Source organism: Demequina lutea, from assembly GCF_013409005.1.
Lineage (GTDB): Bacteria > Actinomycetota > Actinomycetes > Actinomycetales > Demequinaceae > Demequina > Demequina lutea.
Window position 1 is genome coordinate 672,585 of the sequence record NZ_JACBZO010000001.1, and the last position, 21,572, is coordinate 694,156.

General features: G+C 65.4%; 25 protein-coding genes and 2 tRNA genes. 19 read left to right on the forward strand and 8 right to left on the reverse strand.

Annotation, left to right across the window (positions count from 1 at the left end; translation table 11 throughout):
* Positions 1–64: 64 nt before the first annotated feature.
* From BKA03_RS03275 to BKA03_RS03305, 7 genes are all read left to right on the forward strand, one after another.
* Positions 65–601, forward strand: coding sequence for a DoxX family protein (locus tag BKA03_RS03275; RefSeq protein ID WP_062074664.1), 537 nt, complete (start codon positions 65–67; stop codon positions 599–601).
* 21 nt (positions 602–622) lie between these two features.
* Positions 623–1,450, forward strand: coding sequence for a DsbA family protein (locus tag BKA03_RS03280; RefSeq protein WP_062074663.1), 828 nt, complete (start codon positions 623–625; stop codon positions 1,448–1,450).
* Positions 1,451–1,500: 50 nt separating this feature from the next.
* Complete coding sequence (locus BKA03_RS03285) at positions 1,501–2,301, forward strand: DsbA family protein (protein ID WP_062074662.1); 801 nt, start codon at positions 1,501–1,503, stop codon at positions 2,299–2,301.
* Between the two features lie 47 nt (positions 2,302–2,348).
* Positions 2,349–2,699, forward strand: a complete 351-nt coding sequence (locus BKA03_RS03290; RefSeq protein WP_179397685.1) for a hypothetical protein — start codon at positions 2,349–2,351, stop codon at positions 2,697–2,699.
* A tRNA-Thr gene (locus BKA03_RS03295) sits at positions 2,678–2,750 on the forward strand. The genes BKA03_RS03290 and BKA03_RS03295 overlap by 22 nt, the downstream gene beginning before the upstream one ends.
* A gap of 184 nt (positions 2,751–2,934) precedes the next feature.
* Positions 2,935–3,363, forward strand: a complete 429-nt coding sequence (locus BKA03_RS03300; protein WP_062074660.1) for a hypothetical protein — start codon at positions 2,935–2,937, stop codon at positions 3,361–3,363.
* Positions 3,364–3,399: 36 nt separating this feature from the next.
* Positions 3,400–5,004 carry a signal peptidase I gene (locus BKA03_RS03305; RefSeq protein WP_062074659.1) on the forward strand — a complete coding sequence of 535 codons (1,605 nt, stop codon included), beginning with the start codon at positions 3,400–3,402 and terminating at the stop codon, positions 5,002–5,004.
* A gap of 46 nt (positions 5,005–5,050) precedes the next feature.
* On the opposite strand, the gene BKA03_RS03310 is transcribed toward BKA03_RS03305, so the two are convergent.
* Positions 5,051–5,719, reverse strand: a complete 669-nt coding sequence (locus BKA03_RS03310) for a uracil-DNA glycosylase (RefSeq protein ID WP_062074658.1) — start codon at positions 5,717–5,719, stop codon at positions 5,051–5,053.
* A gap of 85 nt (positions 5,720–5,804) precedes the next feature.
* Between BKA03_RS03310 and BKA03_RS03315 the strand changes: the two genes are divergently transcribed.
* From BKA03_RS03315 to groL, 3 genes are all read left to right on the forward strand, one after another.
* Positions 5,805–6,101, forward strand: coding sequence for a DUF3263 domain-containing protein (locus BKA03_RS03315; protein WP_062074657.1), 297 nt, complete (start codon positions 5,805–5,807; stop codon positions 6,099–6,101).
* Between the two features lie 9 nt (positions 6,102–6,110).
* The gene (locus BKA03_RS03320) at positions 6,111–6,713 is read left to right on the forward strand and encodes a LytR C-terminal domain-containing protein (protein ID WP_062074656.1); all 603 of its coding nucleotides are present in this window, start codon (positions 6,111–6,113) and stop codon (positions 6,711–6,713) included.
* Positions 6,714–6,942: 229 nt separating this feature from the next.
* Positions 6,943–8,568 (forward strand): chaperonin GroEL, encoded by a 1,626-nt coding sequence (groL, locus tag BKA03_RS03325; protein WP_062074655.1) that lies wholly within the window; start codon positions 6,943–6,945, stop codon positions 8,566–8,568.
* A gap of 259 nt (positions 8,569–8,827) precedes the next feature.
* Here groL and BKA03_RS03330 read toward each other — a convergent pair whose 3' ends face one another.
* The 5 genes from BKA03_RS03330 to BKA03_RS03350 all read right to left on the reverse strand — a co-directional run bounded on the left by BKA03_RS03330 (position 8,828) and on the right by BKA03_RS03350 (position 11,873).
* On the reverse strand, positions 8,828–9,052 hold the full coding sequence (locus BKA03_RS03330) for a hypothetical protein (protein ID WP_062074654.1): 225 nt from the start codon (positions 9,050–9,052) through the stop codon (positions 8,828–8,830).
* Positions 9,053–9,054: 2 nt separating this feature from the next.
* On the reverse strand, positions 9,055–9,375 hold the full coding sequence (locus BKA03_RS03335) for an ArsR/SmtB family transcription factor (RefSeq protein WP_238579391.1): 321 nt from the start codon (positions 9,373–9,375) through the stop codon (positions 9,055–9,057).
* An 88-nt stretch (positions 9,376–9,463) separates the two neighbouring features.
* On the reverse strand, positions 9,464–9,733 hold the full coding sequence (locus tag BKA03_RS03340) for a DUF4031 domain-containing protein (RefSeq protein ID WP_062074653.1): 270 nt from the start codon (positions 9,731–9,733) through the stop codon (positions 9,464–9,466).
* Positions 9,734–9,774: 41 nt separating this feature from the next.
* Positions 9,775–11,184: a sensor histidine kinase gene (locus tag BKA03_RS03345; RefSeq protein ID WP_062074652.1), complete on the reverse strand. Its 1,410-nt coding sequence runs from the start codon at positions 11,182–11,184 to the stop codon at positions 9,775–9,777.
* A complete protein-coding gene (locus BKA03_RS03350; RefSeq protein ID WP_062074651.1) occupies positions 11,181–11,873 on the reverse strand; it encodes a response regulator transcription factor in 693 nt (230 codons plus the stop codon). The genes BKA03_RS03345 and BKA03_RS03350 overlap by 4 nt, the downstream gene beginning before the upstream one ends.
* A 135-nt stretch (positions 11,874–12,008) precedes the next feature.
* Here BKA03_RS03350 and BKA03_RS03355 point away from each other — a divergent pair, with 135 nt between their 5' ends.
* From BKA03_RS03355 to BKA03_RS03365, 3 genes are read left to right on the forward strand one after another with little or no spacing between them, the layout of a single operon-like run.
* Positions 12,009–12,392 (forward strand): cold-shock protein, encoded by a 384-nt coding sequence (locus tag BKA03_RS03355; RefSeq protein ID WP_062074650.1) that lies wholly within the window; start codon positions 12,009–12,011, stop codon positions 12,390–12,392.
* Position 12,393: 1 nt separating this feature from the next.
* Positions 12,394–13,284, forward strand: coding sequence for a DUF3027 domain-containing protein (locus BKA03_RS03360; protein WP_062074649.1), 891 nt, complete (start codon positions 12,394–12,396; stop codon positions 13,282–13,284).
* A gap of 7 nt (positions 13,285–13,291) precedes the next feature.
* On the forward strand, positions 13,292–14,482 hold the full coding sequence (locus tag BKA03_RS03365) for an MFS transporter (protein ID WP_193745834.1): 1,191 nt from the start codon (positions 13,292–13,294) through the stop codon (positions 14,480–14,482).
* 13 nt (positions 14,483–14,495) lie between these two features.
* Here the strand turns inward: BKA03_RS03365 and BKA03_RS15505 are convergent, their stop codons facing one another.
* Both BKA03_RS15505 and serC read right to left on the reverse strand, forming a co-directional pair.
* Entirely contained in the window at positions 14,496–15,302 is an 807-nt protein-coding gene (locus BKA03_RS15505; protein WP_062074647.1) for a CAP domain-containing protein, read from the reverse strand.
* Positions 15,299–16,417 (reverse strand): phosphoserine transaminase, encoded by a 1,119-nt coding sequence (serC, locus tag BKA03_RS03375; protein WP_062074646.1) that lies wholly within the window; start codon positions 16,415–16,417, stop codon positions 15,299–15,301. Before serC ends, BKA03_RS15505 begins: the two co-directional genes overlap by 4 nt.
* Positions 16,418–16,459: 42 nt before the next feature.
* On the opposite strand from serC, the gene manA reads away from it, so the two are divergent.
* The 6 genes from manA (at position 16,460) to BKA03_RS03405 (ending at position 21,571) form a co-directional block, all read left to right on the forward strand.
* Entirely contained in the window at positions 16,460–17,593 is a 1,134-nt protein-coding gene (gene manA, locus BKA03_RS03380) for a mannose-6-phosphate isomerase, class I (RefSeq protein ID WP_193745833.1), read from the forward strand.
* Between the two features lie 15 nt (positions 17,594–17,608).
* Positions 17,609–18,934: a UDP-glucose dehydrogenase family protein gene (locus BKA03_RS03385; protein ID WP_062074702.1), complete on the forward strand. Its 1,326-nt coding sequence runs from the start codon at positions 17,609–17,611 to the stop codon at positions 18,932–18,934.
* On the forward strand, positions 18,931–19,635 hold the full coding sequence (locus tag BKA03_RS15510; protein ID WP_062074644.1) for a metal-dependent transcriptional regulator: 705 nt from the start codon (positions 18,931–18,933) through the stop codon (positions 19,633–19,635). Before BKA03_RS03385 ends, BKA03_RS15510 begins: the two co-directional genes overlap by 4 nt.
* Positions 19,636–19,801: 166 nt before the next feature.
* On the forward strand, positions 19,802–20,431 hold the full coding sequence (locus BKA03_RS03395) for a C40 family peptidase (protein ID WP_083971391.1): 630 nt from the start codon (positions 19,802–19,804) through the stop codon (positions 20,429–20,431).
* A 42-nt stretch (positions 20,432–20,473) separates the two neighbouring features.
* The gene (locus BKA03_RS03400; protein WP_062074642.1) at positions 20,474–21,460 is read left to right on the forward strand and encodes an aldo/keto reductase; all 987 of its coding nucleotides are present in this window, start codon (positions 20,474–20,476) and stop codon (positions 21,458–21,460) included.
* A gap of 38 nt (positions 21,461–21,498) precedes the next feature.
* Positions 21,499–21,571 (forward strand) — tRNA-Arg (locus BKA03_RS03405).
* Position 21,572 lies beyond the last annotated feature (1 nt).

The following is a 21,572-nucleotide window of genomic DNA, read 5'->3' on the forward strand; positions in this document are numbered from 1 at the left end:
GTCCCCGCTGCGTGGAACCGTCCGCGCCTACAATGCGTTGAGTCCACGAGCGAGGGAGACGGCGATGTCAAGCACTGACGCCACTGACGGGGTGGCAACCTCACGAGGCTTTGGCGCGCGGTGGCAAATCCTCCAGCCGTGGTTGAGTCTGGCGGTGCGGCTCGCGATGGGAATCATCATGATTGCGGCCGCGATCCCCAAGATGATCAACATCGACCAGTCGGTGCGCGCTGTCCGCGCCTATCGGCTGCTACCCGAGGCCGTCGTTCCCCTCGTTGGCACAGCCCTTCCGTACCTTGAACTCGTCTTCGGACTCATCCTCCTTGTGGGAGTATTCGTCCGTTGGTCAGCGATTGTTTGGCTGGTCCTCATGGCGGCGTTCGTGTTCGGAGTCGCGTGGGCCTGGGCGAAGGGTTACAGCATCGACTGCGGCTGTTTTGGCGGCGGCGGTGATGTGGCTGTGGGCACAACCAACTATCCGGAGCATATGCTCGAGCGTGCAGGATTTGTGGCCTTGGGTGTCTTCCTGCTTGTCTTTCCCCGTACGCACGCGTCTCTCGACGCGTGGATGAAGGGTGAACCCCTCTTTTCCCGTCCCTGATGAGCGCCAAGGAGTCGTCACATGGCTAGCAAGACCCCGCAGTCCGGCAACACACCGCAGTCCGACAAGGTGGCCGTGGCCAAGAAGAAGGCCCAGTCCCAGGTCCACGCCCAACAGCGTCGCGCGCTCGTCGTGTGGATCGTCATCGGCGTGGTCGTGGTGGGTCTGTTTGCCGCCCTGATCGCATACATCGTGCGTCAAGGCAACGTGTCCAGCGTCGCCACGACTCCTGGTCAATTGAATCCCGCGATCGCGACCACCAATGGCGGCTTTGGCGTGGGTGCGTCGGGCGTTGTAGGTGGCAAGGACCTCAGCACCTCGCACGTGCGACTCGACATCTACTTCGACTACATGTGCCCCATTTGTGGCGAGTTTGAGCAGTACCGTGGCGCCGAGGTCGACGCGCTCCGTAAGGCTGGCACGGCAGACGTGTACTACCACCCGATTTCGATCCTCGACGGCTCGTCCTCAGGCACCCAGTACTCGACCCGTGCGGCATCCGCAGGCGCGTTAATCGCTCAGGACGCGCCCGACAAGTTCTTGGCATTCACCACGGCGATGTTTGTCAACCAGCCCAAGGAGAACTCCACGGGACTCACCGAGGCGCAGATTCAGGCGATCGCCACCGCCGCGGGCGTGCCCGCTGACGTGGTCGCCAAGATCCCCGCTCTCGCGTACACCTCATGGGTCCGCAGCGCGACGGAGAAGGCAAGCGTCGACGGTGTGGCGGGAACCCCGACCCTGGCGCTCAACGGCGTCATTCAGGACCCAAGCAAGAACAAGGACGACATCAACTGGAGCGTCGCCGGCTCAATCACGACGGCCATCAACAAGGCGGCGGGCAAGTAGTGGCGCGCAGCGACTAGCTGGCCCCAAAGGGCCTGGCGAGGGGGGAGACCATGAACGACAAGACGGCCGCGAACGCCGCGGCAACTCTGGCCAAGAGGCAGGCCCAAGCCCAGGTCGACGCCCAAAAGCGACGGGCCGCCGTCATCTGGATCGTCGTTGGCGTGATCGTGGTGGGGCTCATCGGCACGCTCGTGGCGTTCATCGTGCGTCAGGGCGCGGTCGCCGACGTCTCAGTTGCGGGACCCTCCGGCGCGCCCGTCGTGAGCAATACTGACGGCTTTGGCGTGGGAAGCAGCGGGGTCGTGGGCAAGGACCTCGATCCGAGCCGTGTGAGGCTCGATGTCTACTTCGACTTCATTTGCCCGTACTGCGCGCTCTTCGAAAAGACTCAAGCGGCGACCCTCGACGACCTCCGGTCCCAGGGCATCGTCGATGTGTACTACCACCCGCTCGCGTACCTCGACGATGCATCGTCTGGCACCAAGTATTCGACGCGAGCGGCATCGGCCGCGGCGCTCGTCGCCCAGGAATCCCCGGAGTCGTTCGTTGCCTTCCTGCAGCAACTCATGGAGCATCAGCCCGCGGAGGGCTCGACGGGTCTTCCCGACCAGCAAATCCAGTCGTTGGCATCCGCCGCGGGGGTGCCCGATGCGATCGTGGCCAAGATTCCTGACCAGGGCTACGCCGCGTGGGTGCGCAGTTCGACCGAGGCGGCAAACAAGGATGGCGTGATGTACACGCCTTCCTTGGGATTCAGCGGCGTCATCCAAGACCCGACGGACCCCGCGAGCGTTCAGTGGAGCCAAGAGGGGGCGCTCCGCCAAGCCATCATGGAGCGCGCCGCTGGCTAACTGCCAGCAGGCCCGACATCGGCGCTCCACATGACTGGGTGGACACCATGACCGTCCGCAGGCGCATCGCCGGAATAGCGCAAACGGTCAAGGAGTACGACATGCAGTTGTCCGCTCAACTGCCACTGTCCGCCTGGGAGCCCGAGCCCGGCTACGAGGCGATCTCGGAACTGATCGACAGCGGCGTTGCCGTACGAGACGATGGGGCGATTGGTGGCAAAGTTGATCCTGACGGGAGCAACGGAACCCCAGGAACACCTGATCGCGATGCCGATCATGTACCGCGGATCAGTCCGCTAGTCCGCCGAGTGCCGTGGCTCACAGTCACGTGTGACATCCCGTACACGGGTATCCTTGTGCGGGCCCTCAGGGCTCTGCTGGCATGGCGCAATTGGTAGCGCACCCGACTTGTAATCGGGCGGTTGCGGGTTCAAGTCCCGCTGCCAGCTCTCTCACACGCGGGAGTGATGTTTGTCACAGGGACGTGCTTGCGCGTCATTGTTGGGGCATTTGTCACTCTCAAGCATCGGAATAGTTCTGTCGATCACTTCGCCAAGGCTGTTCAGACCCCAGTTGTGGTGCCACCCGGAAGGGGGTGGTGCTTGAACTCATACCGAAGGGAAAGCCAAGATCATGGCTAAGAAGAAGAATTCGCGCAAGGTGCTCGCTGTTGCGCTCGGCATCATGGGCATTGCCGGACTCAGCGTCGCGTCCGCATCGTCGTTGCCCGTAACTGCCGGTAACGAGGTTGCAATCGGTGTTGACACGTTCGCACCGTGTGACAGCGATGGCGTCAAGGTCGACTACACATATGCCAAGGACACCGCGACCATCCCAGTCACCTCGGGCTACATAATTTCGAAGGTGACGGTGTCCGGCATCAGCACGAATTGCGATGGGAAGGACATCAGGCTGACTCTCGCCGACAGCACAGATGCCCCAATCTTCACCACGGGCCCCACGCAGATCGGCGCCAGCGCCACCACGTTCGTCTACGACGCGACGTCCGACCTAATTGACATCTCGAAGGACCTCGGCAAGGTGACCGTCATCATCGGCTAAGTGCCGCTGAGCGACGAAGCATACTGACCGGATCACGTGGAGATTCGACGATTCATAGATACCGGCGAGTGGACCACTCGCCGGTATCTGTCGTTGCTTGGAAGCGTCCTGATCTGGGCCATCGTTGCGATTGACGGGTGGTACATGTGGCCCACGCAGTTGGGCGGAGACACCTCCTTCGTCGTGGTCTCAGGGCATTCGATGGAACCCACCTATTTCACCGGCGACCTTGTGATCGCCCGCAAGATGACGCCGAGCGTCGGTGACGTGATCGTCTACGCGCCGGCAAGCCTCGGCGGTTCGCAAATTGTTCACCGCATCATCGGAGGCAATGCCACCGACGGCTGGAAGATGCAGGGCGACAACAACAACTTTGTTGACCCGTTCACCCCCAAGGGGAGCGAGGTCAAGGGCGTGGTGCTGGTGCACTACGCCAAATTCGGGCGGGTCACCATCCTCCTGCTAAACCCCATGGTGTGGGCGTTTGTTCTGCTTGCGGCCATGGTCCTGTTGCTCTGGTTCACGGGTGACGACTGTGAAGAGCGACATGACGACGACGAGAACAAAGGCAATGGCAAGGGCGAGGGCGAAGGCGACCCGGAACGGGAAGCCGAAGAAGAGCTTGACCTGATAGACCGCGTGGTCGAAGGCACCGAGGCCGCCGTCGCGCGCATGGTCGCCTCCGGCGTCGAAGCGGGGGCCGCGGCGCTCTCCGTGCTGACGCGTCCCTCTCCCGCCCCCCGCCACGCCGCGACGGCGCCGCGCCACAGAGCGCCCGCGTTGCTCCGCGGTTCCGCGATTGTCGCCTTGTTGGGCCTGCTGACGATTTATGGGTCGTCGACCGCATCCGCGTCACAACTGATCGTGAAAACCGGCGACCAGGTCTCGGTCATGACTGTCGAGAAGTGCGTGACTCACACCCTCACCGCAACCACGGCGACGCAAACCACCGGAAACCACTATGCCGCTGTTGAGATCGGCAACATCGATCCGGCATGCCAGGACCTGTCGATTACCGTGAACTTGTATCAGGCCAACGGCACGCCCATAACAACCGGATCCGGCACCGTCACGGGCACGTCAACCAAGGTGCCGGTCGTGGGCACCTATCAGCGGCAAAAGGTTGGCACAGTGATTGTCAAGATCAATGGCTGGCTGTTCGTGGCCGCGTGGGGCGAAGCCTCGACGACGCCGCCCTTCCCGTCCGTGGGCAACTGTGATGGCGTGCTTATCTCTACTGGCCAGTTGCTGACGGGCAACAAGTGCGCCCTGACTTGGAACAGCAGTGTGGGTACGGCGGGGACGAGTTCGGGACGGATCAACGCGATCGGTGTCTTCGTGAAAACGGAGTTCGCTGACTATGACTACACGACCCAGGGCGCTACCACGTGGCGGTTCACCCTGGATCTGACCGGACTCCCCAACTTGAACTGGATTGGGGGCCTCAGTAGTGGCTACTACATCTACTCCCACACGTCCGGCAACGACAACATCGTCCTAGCTCCGGGGGAGACGTGTCTCAACCCCGCCTCTGTGACGTTCCAAGAAGCCAATCCAAGTAGCGATGGAACCTCCTCGTTCGTCCTGTCCACCACATACCTACCCGGTTGGGATCAGTGGCTCATCTGTCCCACGTCGTAGAGAACCGCGAGCCGTCACGAGCCGGGTGCGGGCGGCGGAGGCTGGGTTAGGCGTTTGCCCACCGGATGGCGGCGACACCCTGCTGTTCGAGCAACGCGTTCGCACGTGAAAACGGCCTGGACCCAAAGAACCCCCGCGAGGCGCTGAGCGGGCTCGGATGGGCCGACTCGATACGAGGCACGTCGCCGAGCATCGGCGCCAGATTCTGCGCGTCGCGGCCCCACAGGATCGCGACGAGCGGCCCTCCGCGTGCCACCAACGTGCGGATCGCGTGCTCGGTGAACTCCTCCCATCCCTTGCCCCGATGGGAACCTGGCGCGCCAGGAGCGACGGTGAGGCACCTGTTGAGCAGCATCACACCTTGATCGGCCCACGGCGTGAGGTCCCCGGTGATCAGCCGCTCGCCCGTGTCGGACTCGAGCTCGCGCGCGATGTTGGAAAGCGAGCGCGGCATCGGGCGGCCGGGAGAGACCGAAAACGAGAGTCCCATGGCGTCGCCAGGCGTGGGGTAGGGGTCCTGGCCGACGATCAGCACCCGTACGTCGGCCAGCGGGCGGGTGAACGAGTTGAGGATCGCGCGGGACTCGGGAAGGTACGTGCGCCCCTCCGCGAGCTCGGCTCTGAGAAAGCTCCCGAGCTCCGCCAGCGTCGGCGCCATCGGCTCGAGGGCCACGGCCCAGTCGGGGGCGACCTGTGATTTCCATGCCTCGGACATGCCTCCAGACTAACGACGCCGCCGCACGCGAACAGGGGGCGCATTCGCAAATGACAACCATGTGATTCGCGGGTACCCTGGAGCCATGTCAGCAGTCTCCGCACCCCTTGCCTCGACCGAGGCGACGCCCCTCAGCGAGCGCGACGCGAGGATTCTCGACTTCGAGCGTCAGTGGTGGAAGTTCGCCGGCGCCAAGGAAGACAGCGTTCGCGACCTCTTCCAGATGTCCGCAACGGAGTATTACCAGGTGCTGAACTCGTTGATCGACTCGCACTCGGCACTCGCGCACGACCCGATGCTGGTCAAGAGGCTACGCAGAATGCGTGCGTCCAGGCAGCGCGGCCGTGCGAGCCGTTCGCTGCATTCCTCGACCCTGGGGTAACCTTTCCCCGTGCCGTCTTATCCAGTCGACGAGTTCGACAACTCGCTGTCCGAACGCAGTCCCATGGGCGTGCACCGCAAAGGCAAGAGCATCGTCATGGCGATCGTTGCCCCGCTCCTCGTGTTCATCGGAGCAGGAGCCGTCGCGTATGGCGTCGTCGTGTACCTGTGGGCGCAAAATGGGGGTTCGGGATTGCCGCCACTCGGCAACATCGCGGTGCCCACCATTACGCAGACCGCCGTCGTTGGACCGACCGACGGCCTCGTGACGGTTTCGCCGTCACCTTCGCCGTCTCCCTCGCCGTCGCCGACGCCGACGCCGACCGCGGAGCCCGTCCATCATGACGCGAAGGTCGTCGTCCTCAACGGGGCCCGGATCGCGGGCCTTGCGGGTAAAAGTGCGGACACGATCAAGGCCGGTGGCTTCACGGCCGTCACGACGGGAAACATGTCGAGCAATCTCCCGAAGGCGAACACCGTGAGGTACTCCGATCCGATCTACGCCACCACGGCGCAGCAGGTCGCGACCTTGCTGGGGATCACCGCGGTCGAACAGGGAACGACGCCCGAGGGCAACATCTCTGTCATTCTCGTCACGGACCCGGCCAAGTAGCGAGAATTCCTCGTTCGCGCTGCGCTTCGCCGCGCGCGAAAAACGCCGCCACTATTTGCACTCTCACCCGGAGAGTGCCAAGATCGGATTAGCACTCTGCTACCTAGAGTGCTAAGACTTCGGCGCTAAAGATGAGGCGCTCGGCCGGTGTGACATGAACACCGAATCGGGCGTCGTCCGTCGCGGGCATCTGCGGCGCCATTACCCATCGAAAGAGGAACACACACCCATGGCAAAGATGATTGCCTTCGATGAGGAGGCCCGACGCGGCATGGAGCGTGGCATGAATGCCCTCGCTGACGCCGTCAAGGTCACCCTCGGCCCCAAGGGCCGCAATGTTGTACTGGACAAGAAGTGGGGCGCCCCCACGATCACGAACGATGGTGTCTCCATCGCCAAGGAGATCGAGCTTGATGACCCCCTCGAGCGCATCGGCGCCGAGCTCGTCAAGGAGGTCGCCAAGAAGACCGACGACGTGGCCGGAGACGGCACCACGACGGCGACCGTTCTGGCTCAGGCGCTCGTGCGGGAAGGCCTGCGTAACGTTGCCGCAGGTGCCAACCCCATCGCGCTCAAGAAGGGCATCGAGAAGGCAGTCGAGGCGGTCACCGCCGAACTCCTGAAGATGGCCAAGGAGGTCACGACCAAGGAGCAGATTGCTGCCACGGCCGGAATCTCTGCTGCTGACCCCGCCATTGGCGAGCTCATCGCCGAGGCGATGGACAAGGTGGGCAAGGAAGGCGTCATCACCGTCGAGGAGTCCTCGGCTCTGGGCCTCGAGCTCGAGCTCACCGAGGGCATGCGCTTCGACAAGGGCTTCCTTTCCGCCTACTTCGTCACCGACCCCGAGCGCCAGGAAGCCGTCCTCGAAGACGCGCTGGTGCTCCTGATCGAGTCGAAGATCTCCAGCATCAAGGACTTGCTCCCGCTGCTTGAGAAGGTCATGGCCACCGGCAAGCCGCTCATGATCATCGCCGAGGACGTCGAGTCCGAGGCCCTGGCCACGCTCGTGGTCAACAAGATCCGCGGCACGTTCAAGGCCGTGGCCGTCAAGGCCCCCGGCTTTGGCGACCGTCGCAAGGCGATGCTTCAGGACATGGCCATCCTCACGGGTGCAACTGTCATTGCCGAGTCCGTTGGCCTGTCGCTCGAGAACGCCACGATCGACCTGCTCGGTACGGCCCGCAAGGTCACCGTCACCAAGGACGAGACGACGATCGTCGAGGGTGGCGGCGCCACCGAGCTCATCGAGGGTCGCGTCAAGCAGATCCGCGCTGAGATCGACAACTCCGACTCCGACTACGACCGCGAGAAGCTGCAGGAGCGCCTGGCCAAGCTGGCCGGCGGCGTTGCAGTCATCAAGGCAGGAGCCGCGACCGAGGTCGAGCTCAAGGAACGCAAGCACCGCATCGAGGACGCCGTTCGCAACGCGAAGGCCGCCGTCGAAGAGGGCATCGTCGCCGGTGGTGGCGTTGCGCTCATCCAGGCGGGCGCCCTCGCGTTCGCTAACCTCCACCTTGAGGGCGACGAGGCAACCGGTGCTCGCATCGTCGAGCTCGCCGTCACGGCGCCTCTTCGTCAGATCGCCATCAACGCCGGCCTCGAGGGTGGCGTCGTTGTCGAGAAGGTCAAGGGTCTGCCCTTGGGTCACGGCCTCAACGCCGCGACCAACGTCTACGAGGATCTTCTCGCCGCCGGCGTCAACGACCCGGTCAAGGTGACGCGCTCTGCCCTGCAGAACGCCGCCTCGATCGCGGCCCTGTTCCTCACGACCGAAGCGGTCGTGGCGGACAAGCCCGAACGGGAGCCGGCAATGCCTCAGGGCGATGGCGGCATGGGCGGAATGGGCTTCTAGTCCACAGCTGACATACGCGAAGGGCCCCGAGGAGCGATCCTCGGGGCCCTTCGTCGTCGATCGGGGTCGTTGCGGAAAGCCCCTCAACCCTGCACCCGCGACGCTGCGAACCAAATTGGCGCCCGACAGGCCGTGGAGCGGGCTCCGGTCCCGCATCGGTCAGCGTGTCGCTGTCGAGACTGGTTCGTAGTTGCGCGCCCCGCGCGAGGGCGAGGGGCGAGGGGCGTTGCGAGCGGTGCAAGGCGCTCGGCCCCGGGCCTTAGGGAATGTCCGTGAGCGTCTTTTCGATCGTGGCGAGGCGAGTGTCGATGGCGTCGAGGCGTTCGGCCATCTTGGTGTTCGCGTCGGCGCTGGCGCGTAGCGCGTCGGTCAGGTTGGTTTGTGCCCTTGCCCGCGGCGACGTCAAGACTCTCAGGGAGCCCATGACCGCCCAGCCCGCGGTTCCGACAATGGCGATCCAACCAAACCAGGGGATTGAATCCATGGTTAGTCCTTCCGTGTATTCGGTGAGTTGACCGCGGCGGCGATCGCATCGGGGTTGATGGAGATCGAGAACGGGACGGACTCGAAGATGTTGACGGCCTTGCCGTCGTCCCCAAGTTCGAGGTGGCTGGCGACGAAGCCCGCCTCTTCGAGCTTGCGTAGGTGCATGTAGAGCAGCGCCCGGGACATTTCGACCCGGCGAGCCAGCTCGCTGACGTAACGCGGTTGCTCGTGTAGTTCGGCGAGGATGCGCATCCGTTGCGGGCTGGCGATCGCAGCGAGGCGTGCGGCAAGCCGCTCGGACCCCGCTTCGTCGATGCCCACGTGTTACCTCCCTTGTGCATCTGTAATAAAAACATTACACATAAGGGCATCATGAGGCAAGGCGGGATTTCTACACCGTGGCGGGGCTTTAGCGGCGTCGCTGGGCGGCCGTCACGCGCAGGCCCGATGCGCGCAGGCGCCGCACCAGCTCGCGCCCGTCGATCAGCTGCGCTCCGGCGGCGATCAGCCGCTCGTGCATGTCCGCAGGGACGTCGTAGTGGTCCAGGTCAAAGCCGCGTTCGGGAATGCCCACCGTGCGCGCGAAGAAGTGAAGTTCATCCAGAGAGGCGTCGGAGACTAGATGCCCCCAGATGCGTCCATGGCGAGGCCACAGCGGGGGATCGATGAGCAGCGCCATGGAACGCGACCCTACGCCACGGGCCGCCCGTCGAGCCCAAACTACGCAGGCGACGCGGGGAGAGTGACGGTCACGATCGCACCCTCGGGCGCGTCGGCGGGGCCGATGTCGGAGGCGACGGCCGAGCCCCCATGGGCGGAGGCTATCGCCGCGACGATCGCGAGCCCGAGGCCCGATCCGCCGGACGCTCTGGTGCGCGACTCGTCGGCGCGATAGAAGCGTTCAAACGCGCGAGCCGCGTGAGCCGCGCCAAAACCGGGTCCGTGGTCGCGGACGGTCGCGACCACTCGGTCGCCCTCGACACGAGCCGTCAGCTCGATGGGCGTGCCCTCCGGGGTGTGGCGCAAGGCGTTCGCGGCCACGTTGGAGAACAGCTGGGTGAGGTGGCGCGTGGAGCCGCGGACGACGGTGCCTTGCTCCGCGGCAACGGTCACCATGCGCGAGGAATCTTGTGCCCTGACGTCGGCAGCGACGTCGTCGAGGACGTGGGCAATATCGACGTCCTCGTTACCCCCGAGAACCGCGGCGGCCTCGTCGGAGCGTGCAAGGAGGAGCAGGTCATCCACGAGTTTGGCCATGCGGTCGGCGTTTGCCTCGATGCGGGCGATGGCCTGTCCCGTTTCGTCCGCGCCCATGCGGTGGAGCTCGGCATAGCCGCGAATCGCCGCAAGGGGGGTGCGCAGCTCGTGGGACGCATCGGACACGAAGAGCCTGAGCTTGGCTTCCGAGGCGTCGCGCTGGGTCATCGTCGCGGACAGCCGGTCGAGCATCGCATTGAGCGACGCCGCAAGGGAGCCCGCCTCGGTGGTGCGTGGATACGAGGGCACACGTCGAGTGAGATCGCCTGCGGCAATGGAAGCCGCGGTGCGCTCCGCCTCCGCAAGAGGCCGCAGCGAGCGACGGGTGGCCCAGGCAGCGAGCGCCGCGGCGAGCAAGGCGACCGCAAGGCCAAGCACGATGATTCCGCGGCCCAAGATCGTCGCGGCCGACCCGATGTCGCGCAGAGGGGCCATCACTGCGATCGTCGTGCCAGCGCCGGGACCGGTTGCCTCAAGGTGCCGAGTCACCACCCGCCACGACTCTCCCGGGGCGCGGGCCGTGTACGTCGCGGTGGCATTGGGCCTCAGGGTGATCGGGGGAAGTGGACGGCCGTTGTTGAGCCACTGCGTGGCGGCGGTTGCCTCGCTGCCGTCCGCACGGAAGACGACGACCACCACGTCGTTTGGCGGCTGGAGGGGCATCCCCGCGGCGGTGCCGCTATTCCCGATCGCGACAATGGCGGCGGGATGGGATGCGAGTGCCGACACCGCGTCGTCGAGCTTGCGATCGACCTGAGAGGTGAGGGTCCTGTGCAGCAGCAAGAGCACGGACGCGCCGATCACGAACTCCGTGAGCAGCACGAGCACCAGAGCGATCGCCGGAATGGTCCACTTGAGCGGCCACGACCTCATCGTGGTTCCTTGACGACGTAGCCGATGCCGCGCTTGGTGTGAATCAGCGGCGCATCAAACGGCGCATCGATCTTGCGGCGCAAATACGAGACGTACGTCTCGACGAGGTTTCCGTCCCCGACGTCGTAGCCCCACACCGCCGCAAGTAGCTGGGTCTTCGACAGCACTCTGCCAGCGTTGGTGGCCAGATAGCGCAGCAACGCGAACTCGGTGGGGGTCAGGTCAAGGATGTGACCGCCGCGGCGCACCTCGTGGGCGTCGTCGTCGATCTCAAGATCCGCGACCCTGATCGTGGTATCGGACTGGGTCGCGGCGCTCGACCTGCGCAAAATTGCCTCGATGCGCGCCACCACCTCGGCCAAGCGGAACGGCTTGGTGACATAGTCGTCGCCTCCGACGCGCAGGCCTGCAACCACGTCGTCGGCCTCGTCCTTGGCCGTCAGGAACAGCACAGGCACGTCGTCCCCCCTGGCACGGAGCCTTCGGACCGCGGTGAGGCCGTCCATTGCGGGCATCATGACGTCCATGACCACAAGGTCGACGCGGCGCTCCGCCAGCGTGTCGAGCGCCGCTCGCCCGGAGGCGACCGACACGGCATCGAAGCCCGCAAAGCGCAAGGATGTGGTGAGCAGATCGCGCAGGTCGGGCTCGTCATCGACGACGAGAACCACTGTGGGGTCGGCTGCCATGGCACCAGTGTGGCGTCTCAGCCTGAGAAACGGCTGGGAAGCGGGCCCCGAATGCTGGCGTTCCGCCGCGTCGCCCGCCATAGCCCTTGTACACTTGCTACCGCCGCTTCCGCGGCATCGACAGGAGAGATAGACGTGCCATCCGGACGAGTGAAGTGGTTTGACACCGAAAAGGGCTTCGGCTTCATCGCCAGCGATGAGGGCGATGAGGTGTTCCTGCACGCGTCCGCGCTCCCTGAAGGCTCCGCGCCGCCCAACCCCGGAGCCAAGGTCGAGTTCTCCGTTGCTGACGGCCGACGTGGCCCCTCGGCCATGGCGGTGACGCTCACCGAGCCGGCGCCGTCGATCACGAAGTCGCAGCGCAAGCCAGCCGACGACATGACGATGATCGTCGAGGACCTCATCAAGATGCTCGACGGTGTCTCAAATGTGTTGCGCAAGGGCCGCTACCCGGAGGCCGCCAAGGGCTCCCAGGTCGCCGCGGTTTTGCGAGCGGTCGCAGAACAGTTGGACGCCTAGCATGAGCGTCGCAATCGAGAACCTCGTGGAATCCGTGGCCCGTGCCGCAGTCGTTGAGACTGCTGGCGACGAGTCCTCTGTCGGCGGCCTCAGGGGCGTCCTTGAGAACGGCGAGGGCCTGGTCTCGGTCCGGTACGAGTGCCTGCTTCCCGGTTACGTCGGTTGGGACTGGACGGTCGACGTCGCGGTTGTCGACGGCGCCGCGAGCGTGTGCGAGTCCGCCCTGTTGCCCGGCGAGCAGGCGCTGCTTGCCCCCGAGTGGGTGCCCTGGTCCGACAGGGTGCGCCCAGGCGACCTTGAGCCCGGCATGGTGTTGCCATATGTCGCCGACGACGAGCGGCTCGTGCCCGGCTACACCGCCACGGGCGATGAAGACCTCGATCGCATGGCGATCTACGAGTTTGGCCTCGGACGCGAGCGAGTGCTCGCCCCGGAGGCGCGCGAGGCAGTCGCCGACCGCTGGTACCGCGGATCCCACGGCCCTAGCGCATCGACCGCCGTGGCATCGGCCGAGCCGTGTTCGACGTGTGCGTTCTGGGTGCCCATCGCGGGATCTTTCCGCACGCTCTTTGGCGCGTGTGCGAACGAATGGTCGCCTTCGGATGGCCGCGTCGTGAGCGTCGATCACGGTTGTGGGGCGCATTCGCAGACGGAGGCCGAGAGGCGTCTGTCGGAATGGCCCGGTGCTGAGCCCGTGGTCGACTCTGGCGCGGTGGACGCTCTCGACTTGTCGGAGTCGGAGTCGGAGTCGGAGTCGGAGCCGGAAATCGCCGCTGAGGCGGACGAGGCTACCGAAAGCGACGTCACCGAGGACGAGGCTACCGAAAGCGATGTCACCGAGGACGAGGCTACCGAAAGCGATGTCACCGAGGACGAGGCCGCAGCTGAGTAACCGGGGAGTGCCCCGCAGCGCAGCAGTGCGCGCGTTGGCTCTCTCCGTGTACCTTCCCACGTTCCTTGCCGAGATCGGCATCGGCGCGATGCTCCCGATCTTTGCGCTGTCCGCCATCTCCTTGGGCGAGCCCGCATCAATCGCGTCGATCGCGGTCGCTGTGTACTCCGGTGGCCGTATGGCCGGCTCGGCCATCGGCGGATCGGTCGCGAGCCACAGGGGCCCCATCCCCGCGACGTTTGCGGGCTATGGCGTTCTCGCCGCGGGCGCCCTCGTGTGCGCCTCGTCGCTCCACGTCGCGATGCTCGCGGTCGGCGTGGCCGTCGTGGGGATGGGGCACGGCTGGGTGCACGTGGCGCGACAGTCGCACATCGATGCGCTCGCACCCTCTGGCACGCGCGCACGCGCCCTCACGACGCTCGCGGGGGTGTGGCGCATCGGAAACTTCATCGGACCCGTTGCAGGCGCGGGAATCATCGCGGTTTTGGGGCTGCGCGCCGACTATGTGTTTGCAGCCGTGGCCGTCACCGTGGCGATCGGGGTATTGGTCTTCACCGCGCCGCGGCACCTGACGATCCCCCGTGCCGATCGCGTGCGACTGAGCCCCAAGGCGGTGCTCGGGCCTCACCGCCACGTGCTGTTGACCCTGGGCGTCGGCGTGGTGCTAATGGGCGCCTTGCGCCAGGCGCGGGTCGTGATCATCCCCTTGTGGGCTGCGCACATCGGCATGAGTAATTCCAGTGCGTCGCTCGTCTTTGGTGTGGCCGCGGCGATCGACATGGCGCTGTTCATTCCCGCCGGATATGTCATGGACCGCTTCGGCAGGGTGTGGACCGCGGTTCCGTCGGCAATCGCACTTGGCGTAGGCGCCGCGCTCTTGCCGTTCGCGTCCACGCCCGCGCTCGTTGCGGTGCTCGCACTAGTGATTGGTGCGGGGAATGGCTGGGGCTCAGGGGTGGTGATGACGCTGGGGGCCGACGCGTCGCCTAAGAAGGGGCGTGCCGTCTTCTTGGGGGCGTGGTCGATCATGCAGGACGTGGGCGGGTTGCTCGGCCCTGGGCTGGTCGCGATCGGTGCCGCGATTGCGTTGCCCGTCGGCCTGTTCACGGCGGGCGGTCTTGGGGCCGCCGCCGCGGGGGCGTTCCTCAAGTGGACGCCGCGCGGTCGGCCGGTTGAGCGGGCCGACGCTCGGGGCTAGCTTCGCGGCGCCGCTACTGGAAGTCGACGGTGGTGTACCAGGCCTTGCCTGACCCGGCCTCAGCCGTTCCCGCACCCATCGATGTGAACGATGCCCTGAGAATGTTCTCGCAGTGTCCAGGGGATGCCATCCATCCCGAGTGAGCGGTAGCGATTGCGGTCGCCTGGCTCATAGATCCGCTCGTCCAAGCGGCCGCGACGTTTTGTCCACCAGGGCTCGGCACCATGCCATGCCCCATAGCCGCTCCCGGATTCGTTGGGTCGTAGTTTCCCGCCATCGTGTTCGACCAGTCCTGGGCCGATTGCGCGAGAGTGCCGCTCCACGACAACGGAGCCAGTCCAAAATTGGCCCGCTCGGCGTTGGCGGCCGTCAAGAGCCCCTGGGGCGTCGACGCGGAAGTCGTCGCACCATATTTCCCATCGCAGTACTGTGTCGTCGTCAGTGCCGCGGCCGCAGCCTGCTTCTGCTGGGGGGAACTCCGCTGGCCACTCGAAGCGGGCGGCGGCGGCGGCGGGGGTGGCGGCAGAATCACCTCGAGCTGAGGACCAAATGGCGCGGGCTGGGCCGACGCCACTGGCCCGGCGGTTGGCACCACCGCATCGATCGGTGCCTGGGCGGCATCGGCGACGGGCCCGTGGGCCGCCGCCTCGGCTACAGGGAGAGGCGGGAGCGTGGCCGCCTGCGCGATAGTCCAAGATGATGCGGCGAGCGCGCTCGCGAGCACGAGGGGCCAAATCAGGCGGCGCTTGCGGCGACGGCGCTCGGGAGCCCGTTCTGCCTCTGCCTCGACTCCTTCGTCGGGCTTGCGCCTCTTGGTCACCAGTGATTGACCACCCAATCAATACATTGCAGGAGAGCCACGACATCGGCCGTGTCGACGGCGGGGAACACCGCGATACGCAACTGATTGCGCCCCAGTTTGCGGTATGGAAACACGTCTACGATCCCGTGCTTCCGCAACACCGCCTGCAGGCGCGCGGAATCGACCTCTTTGGACAGATCAATCGTCGCAACAACTGGCGACCGATGGCCAGGGTTTGTGACAAAGGGCACGGCAAAGTCGCTCGCCTCGGCCCAGGCGTAGATGGCCGACGACGAGGCGGCCGAACGTGCGGCCATCGCCCGGAGTCCTCCGCCAGCGAGCATCCACTCGAGCTGTGCCCGCATCATGACGAGCGTCGCGATGGCGGGCGTGTTGATGGTCTGCTCGGCGCGCGAATTGGTGACCACATCGGCCAGTGACAGGGACGGGGGAATGTACCTTCCCGTCGCGGCGATCGACTCGATGCGGGCGAGCGCTGCGGGCGAGGCCAGCGCGAACCACAGTCCGCCGTCCGAGGCGAAGGACTTTTGGGGCGCAAAGTAGTAGAAGTCCACCTCGCGCGCGTCGAGCTCGATGCCACCCGCGGCGGATGTGCCGTCGACCACCATGAGCGCGTCGGCGGCGCCTGCGACTCTCCTGACGGGGGCCGTGGCCCCGGTCGAGGTTTCGTTGTGGGGCCACCCGTAGGTGTCGACGCCTGCCTCGAACACCGGCTCGACGATCGATCCCGGTTCGGCACGGTGGACGGTGGGGGTGTCGAGGTGCGGCGCGGCCTCGACCGATGACGCGAATTTGGCGCCAAATTCGCCGAATGCGGCCAGTTGGGCCTTCGACTCGACCAGGCCGAAGGCCGCGGCGTCCCACACGAACGTCGAACCTCCGTTCGACAGGAGCACCTCGTAGCCGTCGGGAAGGTTGTACAACTCCGCGATCATGCGCCGCACGTCGCCCACCAAGCCGCGCACGGGCGCCTGGCGGTGAGAAGTGCCAAGAACGCCGGGGTTGGCGTCCACGAGCGCGCGCACTTGTGCGTCGCGCACCTTCGAGGGACCGGAGCCAAATCGTCCGTCGCGGGGCAGCAAATGTGAAGGTATTACGAGGTCGGCCGTCATGTCCCAAGAGTACCGACTGCAGACGATGGCATGATGGCACCCGTGATTGCTCTGACGCCCGCACTGCAGCGGTTCGACTGGGGCTCGAGCCAGGGCATTCCTGACCTGTTGGGTTTTGCACCCGACGGCGGGCCCTACGCCGAGGCCTGGTGGGGTGCGCACCCCTCTGCTCCCTCGGTGACGGCATCCGGACCCCTCGACGCGGTCATCGCCGCAGACCCCGTGGGTGCCCTTGGCATGGCGGTAGCCCGCGACTACGGCAAGCTCCCCTATTTGCTCAAGGTTCTCTCGATCGCGCGACCGTTGTCCATTCAGGTTCATCCGACGATGGAGACGGCGCGGGCGGGCTTCGCAGCCGAGGAGGACGGCGGCGTCGCGATGACGGACCCGCATCGCAACTACAAGGACGCTTCACACAAACCCGAGATGTTGCTCGCGGTGACAAACATGACCGTGCTGTCTGGATTCCGGCCCGAGGCGGAACTCATGCGTGACCTCGAACGGCTCGGCGGCGACGATGCGGAGTCTCTTCGCGACGCTCTCGATTCGGAGGGCATCGCGGGGTACGTTCTCACGGTGCTGACCCGTGACCACGCGGACGCGTTGGTCCGGCTAGCCCAGGGCCTTTCGGGCGGCAGCGTGACTGCGCAGATCGCATCCGAGTCCCTTGCACACCATGTCCGTGACGCCGGCGCCTTGGTCGCCCTCGCCATGAACGCCGTGGAACTGAGGCCAGGTGAGGCGCTCTACACGCCCGCTGGGACGGTCCACTGCTACATACGCGGCGATGGTGTGGAAATCATGGCCAACTCCGACAACGTGGTGCGCGCCGGGCTGACCCACAAGGCGATTAATGCTGGCCTGCTGCGCGAGCTCGCCGTGCTGTCACCAGGTGCGCCTGTGGTGCCCACCGAGACGATCATCGGCGCCGCGCGACGCCTGTCGACGGACGCTGCCGAGTTCGAACTCGTGGTCGTCAGCGACGGAACGTTCGACGCCGAATCCGGTCCGCGCATCGTCCTGGCAATCGACGCCGACGCTCGTGTGCAGACCGAGCGTGACGCCGCAATCCTCGGGCGCGGAGATTCGGTCTTTGTTGCGGCCAGCGAGGGCCACCTCCACATCGAGACACGTGGCGTTGTCGTTGTCGCGTCGGTCCCGGTGCCGCGCCGCTAGTCTGACTGCATGACTTTGCGAGTTTCGGTCTTTGGCACGGGCTACTTGGGGGCGACCCACGCGGCGGGGATGGCCGAGCTGGGGCACGACGTCGTGGGTGTTGACATCGACGCGGCCAAGGTGGCGACTCTTGCCCGCGGCGAGGTGCCGTTCTTCGAGCCAGGGCTTCCCGAACTCATCAGCAAGCACGTAGCGACGGGCAGGCTCCGTTTCACCACGGACGCCCGCGAGGCGGCCGATGCCGACGTGCACTTCATTGGGGTGGGCACGCCCCAGAAGAAGGGCGAGAGCGCGGCCGACCTCAGATTTGTCGATGCGGTCATCGACGGCTTGGCGCCCTTGCTGAAGCGGCCGACAGTGATCCTCGGGAAGTCCACGGTGCCCGTTGGCACTGCGGCAAGGCTTGCGGCCAGGGTGCGCGAGCTTGCGCCTGCGGGCGACGCCGTCGACCTGGGGTGGAACCCCGAGTTTCTGAGAGAGGGCTTTGGCGTCGAGGACACGTTGCGACCCGACAGGCTCGTGCTTGGAATCGACAAGAACCACCCCGGACGCATCGAGGAGATGGCTCGCATCGTGTACGCCGACGCGATCGGCCGCGGCACGCCCTTCCTCGTCACGGACCTCGCGACGGCGGAACTCGTCAAGGTGAGCGCAAACGCGTTCCTCGCAACCAAGATCTCGTTCATCAACGCGATCGCGGAAATTTGCGACGCGACGGGCGCCGATGTCATGGAACTGGCCGACGCGATCGGCTATGACGAGCGCATCGGCCGTAAGTTCCTTGGTGCGGGCCTCGGTTTTGGCGGAGGCTGCCTTCCCAAGGACATCAGGGCGTTCATGGCCAGGGCGGGGGAACTCGGGGTGAACCAGGCGCTCGCGTTCCTGCACGAGGTCGACGCCGTCAACATGCGCCGTCGCGATCACGTGGTCGACATGGCGGCACGCGAACTTGGTGGGAAGGTCGTTGGCCGCCCCATCGCGGTGCTTGGCGCCGCCTTCAAGCCCAATAGCGACGACGTGAGGGACTCTCCCGCGCTCGACGTGGCTGGCCGACTGCACCTGATGGGCGCGGATGTGAGGGTGTACGACCCCGAGGCAATGAAGAACGCCGCCGCCGCGTGGCCGACCTTGCACTTCGCGGATGGCATGGAAGACGCGGTGAGCGGAACCGAGCTCGTCATCGTGGCCACGGAGTGGCGAGAGTTCAAGAACGCGGATCCGGTGCGGCTGGCCCAGGTCGCGGCGCGCAGCGTCGTCATTGATGGCCGCAATTGTCTCGATGCCGAGGCCTGGACGAACGCGGGGTGGGTCTACCGCGGGATGGGTAGGCATTCGCAATGACGGACCTCATCGATACCACCGAGATGTATCTGCGGACCATCTTCGAGTTGCTCGAGGACGGTGTCCCTCCGCTGCGGGCGCGCATCGCCGAGCAGTTGGGGCATGCGGGCCCGACGGTGTCCCAGACCATTGCCAGGATGGAGAGGGACGGACTCGTGGTCGTCGAGGGCGACCGCACCCTTCGCCTCACCGACGAGGGGCTCACGAGGGCCACGCGGGTGATGCGCAAGCACCGGCTGGCGGAGTTGTTGCTGACGGACATCATCGGGCTTCCCTTGACCGACGTTCATGACGAGGCGTGCCGGTGGGAGCACGTCATGAGCGAGCGGGTTGAGCGCCGCCTCGTGGAGATGCTTGGCCACCAGAGAAGGTCGCCCTACGGCAACGCGATTCCGGGCCTGAGCGAGCTCTGCGATGTCCACAAGACCGGGGCTGAAGCCCCGCCGGGAGTGCTTTCGATGGCTGATTACGTCGAAAATGGGGGCACCAATTGCATGCTTTTTCGCATTGGAGAGGGCCCCCAGGCACTCGAAGGATTCCTCGAAGACGTCGTCGCAATTGGCCTTCTACCTGGGACTTTACTCCGCCTTGCGGAGGTGCCCGATGGCGTCGAGATCGCGACGGAGCGCGGCACCATCGTGATTGACGGGGACGTTGCGCGCCACTTGTTCGTTAGGACAGACAGCAAAGTAGGCTCCTGACCAGGTAACCTAGACCAGACATTAAGACAGGGAAGAACCCCTCGGACGATGCGGTAGCGATCGAGTCACGTGAGTGGCGAGATGATCGGCGGGTCGTTGTGTAGCGCTGTCAGCGCGAAAGGATTTGAATTTGAGGTACGGATATATGCGCGCTAAGTCGCGCGCGATGGCGGTCTCTATCGGGGCGGCACTTGTTGTGGTGCCCCTTTCTGGAGCGGCGGCTGTCGCGATCTCTGGCTCGAACTCGCCAACTCCAGATGCGGCGGCGGTTGCCATTCAGGGAACCAAGTACGTATCTGAGGTCGCGCAGATTGGTGCGCCTGTCGCCGCGAAAGCGGACGCCTCCTTCCAGGTAGAAACGCCTGCACTGACCGTCACGGTCAACCCCAAGCCCGTCGTCGTGTATCGTCCTCGGGTTTCCGCACGTACCGTCGCGAATAGCGCGGACGTCGCCCAGGCCATCGCGGGATCCAGCATCATCGCCGAAGCCTCCAAGTATGTTGGCATCGCCTACCGCAGTGGCGGCAGTTCGCCCTCAACGGGCTTCGACTGCTCTGGTTTTGTGAAATACGTCTACGCCCAGTTCGGCATCTCCTTGCCCCGCGTCACGGGCGAGTACTTCGGCGTCGGCACGAGGGTGAACTCCCCCCAGCCCGGAGACATCATCGTGACCCCCGGACACGTGGGCATCTATGCAGGTCCCAACCTTCAGATCGATTCTCCACGCCCGGGCAAGACCATTCAGTTCCGCGCCATCTGGCAGGTCAACCCGGTCTACATTCGCGTGACGGGCTAGAGCCCTTCGGGTCTAGTCCTCATCACTGAGGAGCATGTTTCCATGCGTTCGACATCCGTGACAAAGCTTGGCCGAGCCGTCGGCGAAATTGGTATGGGTTGCTGGCAACTCGGCGCAGACTGGGGCGACGTCAGCGACGAACTCTCTCAAGAGATCCTTGGCGCTGCTGCCGACGCGGGCGTCACGCTCTTTGACACGGCGGACGTTTATGGTGACGGCCGATCAGAGCGAGCGGTGGGAGCCTTCATTGCCTCGCGCGCCGATCGCGATCGGTTCCTTGTTGCCACCAAGATGGGTCGGCGTTCCGACCCTCACGTGGCGAGCGCGTACACGCTCGACGCGTTCAGGGCATGGACGGACCGCTCGCGACAGAACCTGGGCGTCGACACCCTTGACCTGATTCAGTTGCACTGCCCACCCACCGAGGTGCTCAAGAACCCGGAAACGTTCGACGCGCTCAGGTCGCTTCAGGACGAAGGTGTGGTTCGGGCGTGGGGAGCGTCTGTCGAGACCGTGGATGAGGCGCTTCACGTGCTCGGCGAGGAAGGTCTCGCCTCGATCCAGATCATCGTCAACGTGTTCCGCCGCAAGCCCCTCGAGGTTGTCATCGGGCGTGCCGCCGATGCGGGTGTCGCAATCCTGGCGCGAGTGCCCCTCGCATCGGGTCTGTTATCGGGCAAGTACGACGAATCGACGACCTTCGCCGCGAACGATCACCGGACCTACAACAGGGAAGGCGCAGCGTTCGACGTAGGGGAGACCTTCTCGGGCGTCCCGTTTGAGTTGGGCGTTCGTGCGGCGCGCGAAGTGGCGGCCGTGGTTCCGGAGGGGTGGACGACGTCGCAGCTCGCCTTGCGCTGGCTGACGCAGTCGGGAGTGACCGCCGCGATTCCCGGTGCGCGCACCGTGGAGCAAGCGGTGACGAACGCCGCCGTCGGAGACCTGCCGAGCCTGCCCGACGACGTCATGGCCGAACTGGCACGAATTTACAACGACTCGATTCGCGAGCACGTTCACGCGCGTTGGTAGCCTCGCGGACCCGGTAACCTTGTTCCCTGAAACCCCACGCGCCTGTAGCTCAGGGGATAGAGCACCGCTCTCCTAAAGCGGGTGTCGCCGGTTCGAATCCGGCCAGGCGCAC

What these genes read in the sequence shown, in the direction of transcription:
- BKA03_RS03360 (WP_062074649.1), top strand. Translation starts at nt 12,394, where the DNA reads ATGAGCGTCGCAATCGAGAACCTCGTGGAATCCGTGGCCCGTGCCGCA.
- BKA03_RS03345 (WP_062074652.1), bottom strand. Translation starts at nt 11,184, where the DNA reads ATGAGGTCGTGGCCGCTCAAGTGGACCATTCCGGCGATCGCTCTGGTG.
- BKA03_RS03330 (WP_062074654.1), bottom strand. Translation starts at nt 9,052, where the DNA reads ATGGATTCAATCCCCTGGTTTGGTTGGATCGCCATTGTCGGAACCGCG.
- BKA03_RS03290 (WP_179397685.1), top strand. Translation starts at nt 2,349, where the DNA reads ATGACCGTCCGCAGGCGCATCGCCGGAATAGCGCAAACGGTCAAGGAG.
- BKA03_RS03285 (WP_062074662.1), top strand. Translation starts at nt 1,501, where the DNA reads ATGAACGACAAGACGGCCGCGAACGCCGCGGCAACTCTGGCCAAGAGG.
- BKA03_RS03350 (WP_062074651.1), bottom strand. Translation starts at nt 11,873, where the DNA reads ATGGCAGCCGACCCCACAGTGGTTCTCGTCGTCGATGACGAGCCCGAC.
- serC (WP_062074646.1), bottom strand. Translation starts at nt 16,417, where the DNA reads ATGACGGCCGACCTCGTAATACCTTCACATTTGCTGCCCCGCGACGGA.
- BKA03_RS03395 (WP_083971391.1), top strand. Translation starts at nt 19,802, where the DNA reads ATGGCGGTCTCTATCGGGGCGGCACTTGTTGTGGTGCCCCTTTCTGGA.
- BKA03_RS15510 (WP_062074644.1), top strand. Translation starts at nt 18,931, where the DNA reads ATGACGGACCTCATCGATACCACCGAGATGTATCTGCGGACCATCTTC.
- BKA03_RS03310 (WP_062074658.1), bottom strand. Translation starts at nt 5,719, where the DNA reads ATGTCCGAGGCATGGAAATCACAGGTCGCCCCCGACTGGGCCGTGGCC.
- BKA03_RS03340 (WP_062074653.1), bottom strand. Translation starts at nt 9,733, where the DNA reads ATGGCGCTGCTCATCGATCCCCCGCTGTGGCCTCGCCATGGACGCATC.
- BKA03_RS03275 (WP_062074664.1), top strand. Translation starts at nt 65, where the DNA reads ATGTCAAGCACTGACGCCACTGACGGGGTGGCAACCTCACGAGGCTTT.
- BKA03_RS03280 (WP_062074663.1), top strand. Translation starts at nt 623, where the DNA reads ATGGCTAGCAAGACCCCGCAGTCCGGCAACACACCGCAGTCCGACAAG.
- BKA03_RS03400 (WP_062074642.1), top strand. Translation starts at nt 20,474, where the DNA reads ATGCGTTCGACATCCGTGACAAAGCTTGGCCGAGCCGTCGGCGAAATT.
- BKA03_RS03300 (WP_062074660.1), top strand. Translation starts at nt 2,935, where the DNA reads ATGGCTAAGAAGAAGAATTCGCGCAAGGTGCTCGCTGTTGCGCTCGGC.
- BKA03_RS03315 (WP_062074657.1), top strand. Translation starts at nt 5,805, where the DNA reads ATGTCAGCAGTCTCCGCACCCCTTGCCTCGACCGAGGCGACGCCCCTC.
- groL (WP_062074655.1), top strand. Translation starts at nt 6,943, where the DNA reads ATGGCAAAGATGATTGCCTTCGATGAGGAGGCCCGACGCGGCATGGAG.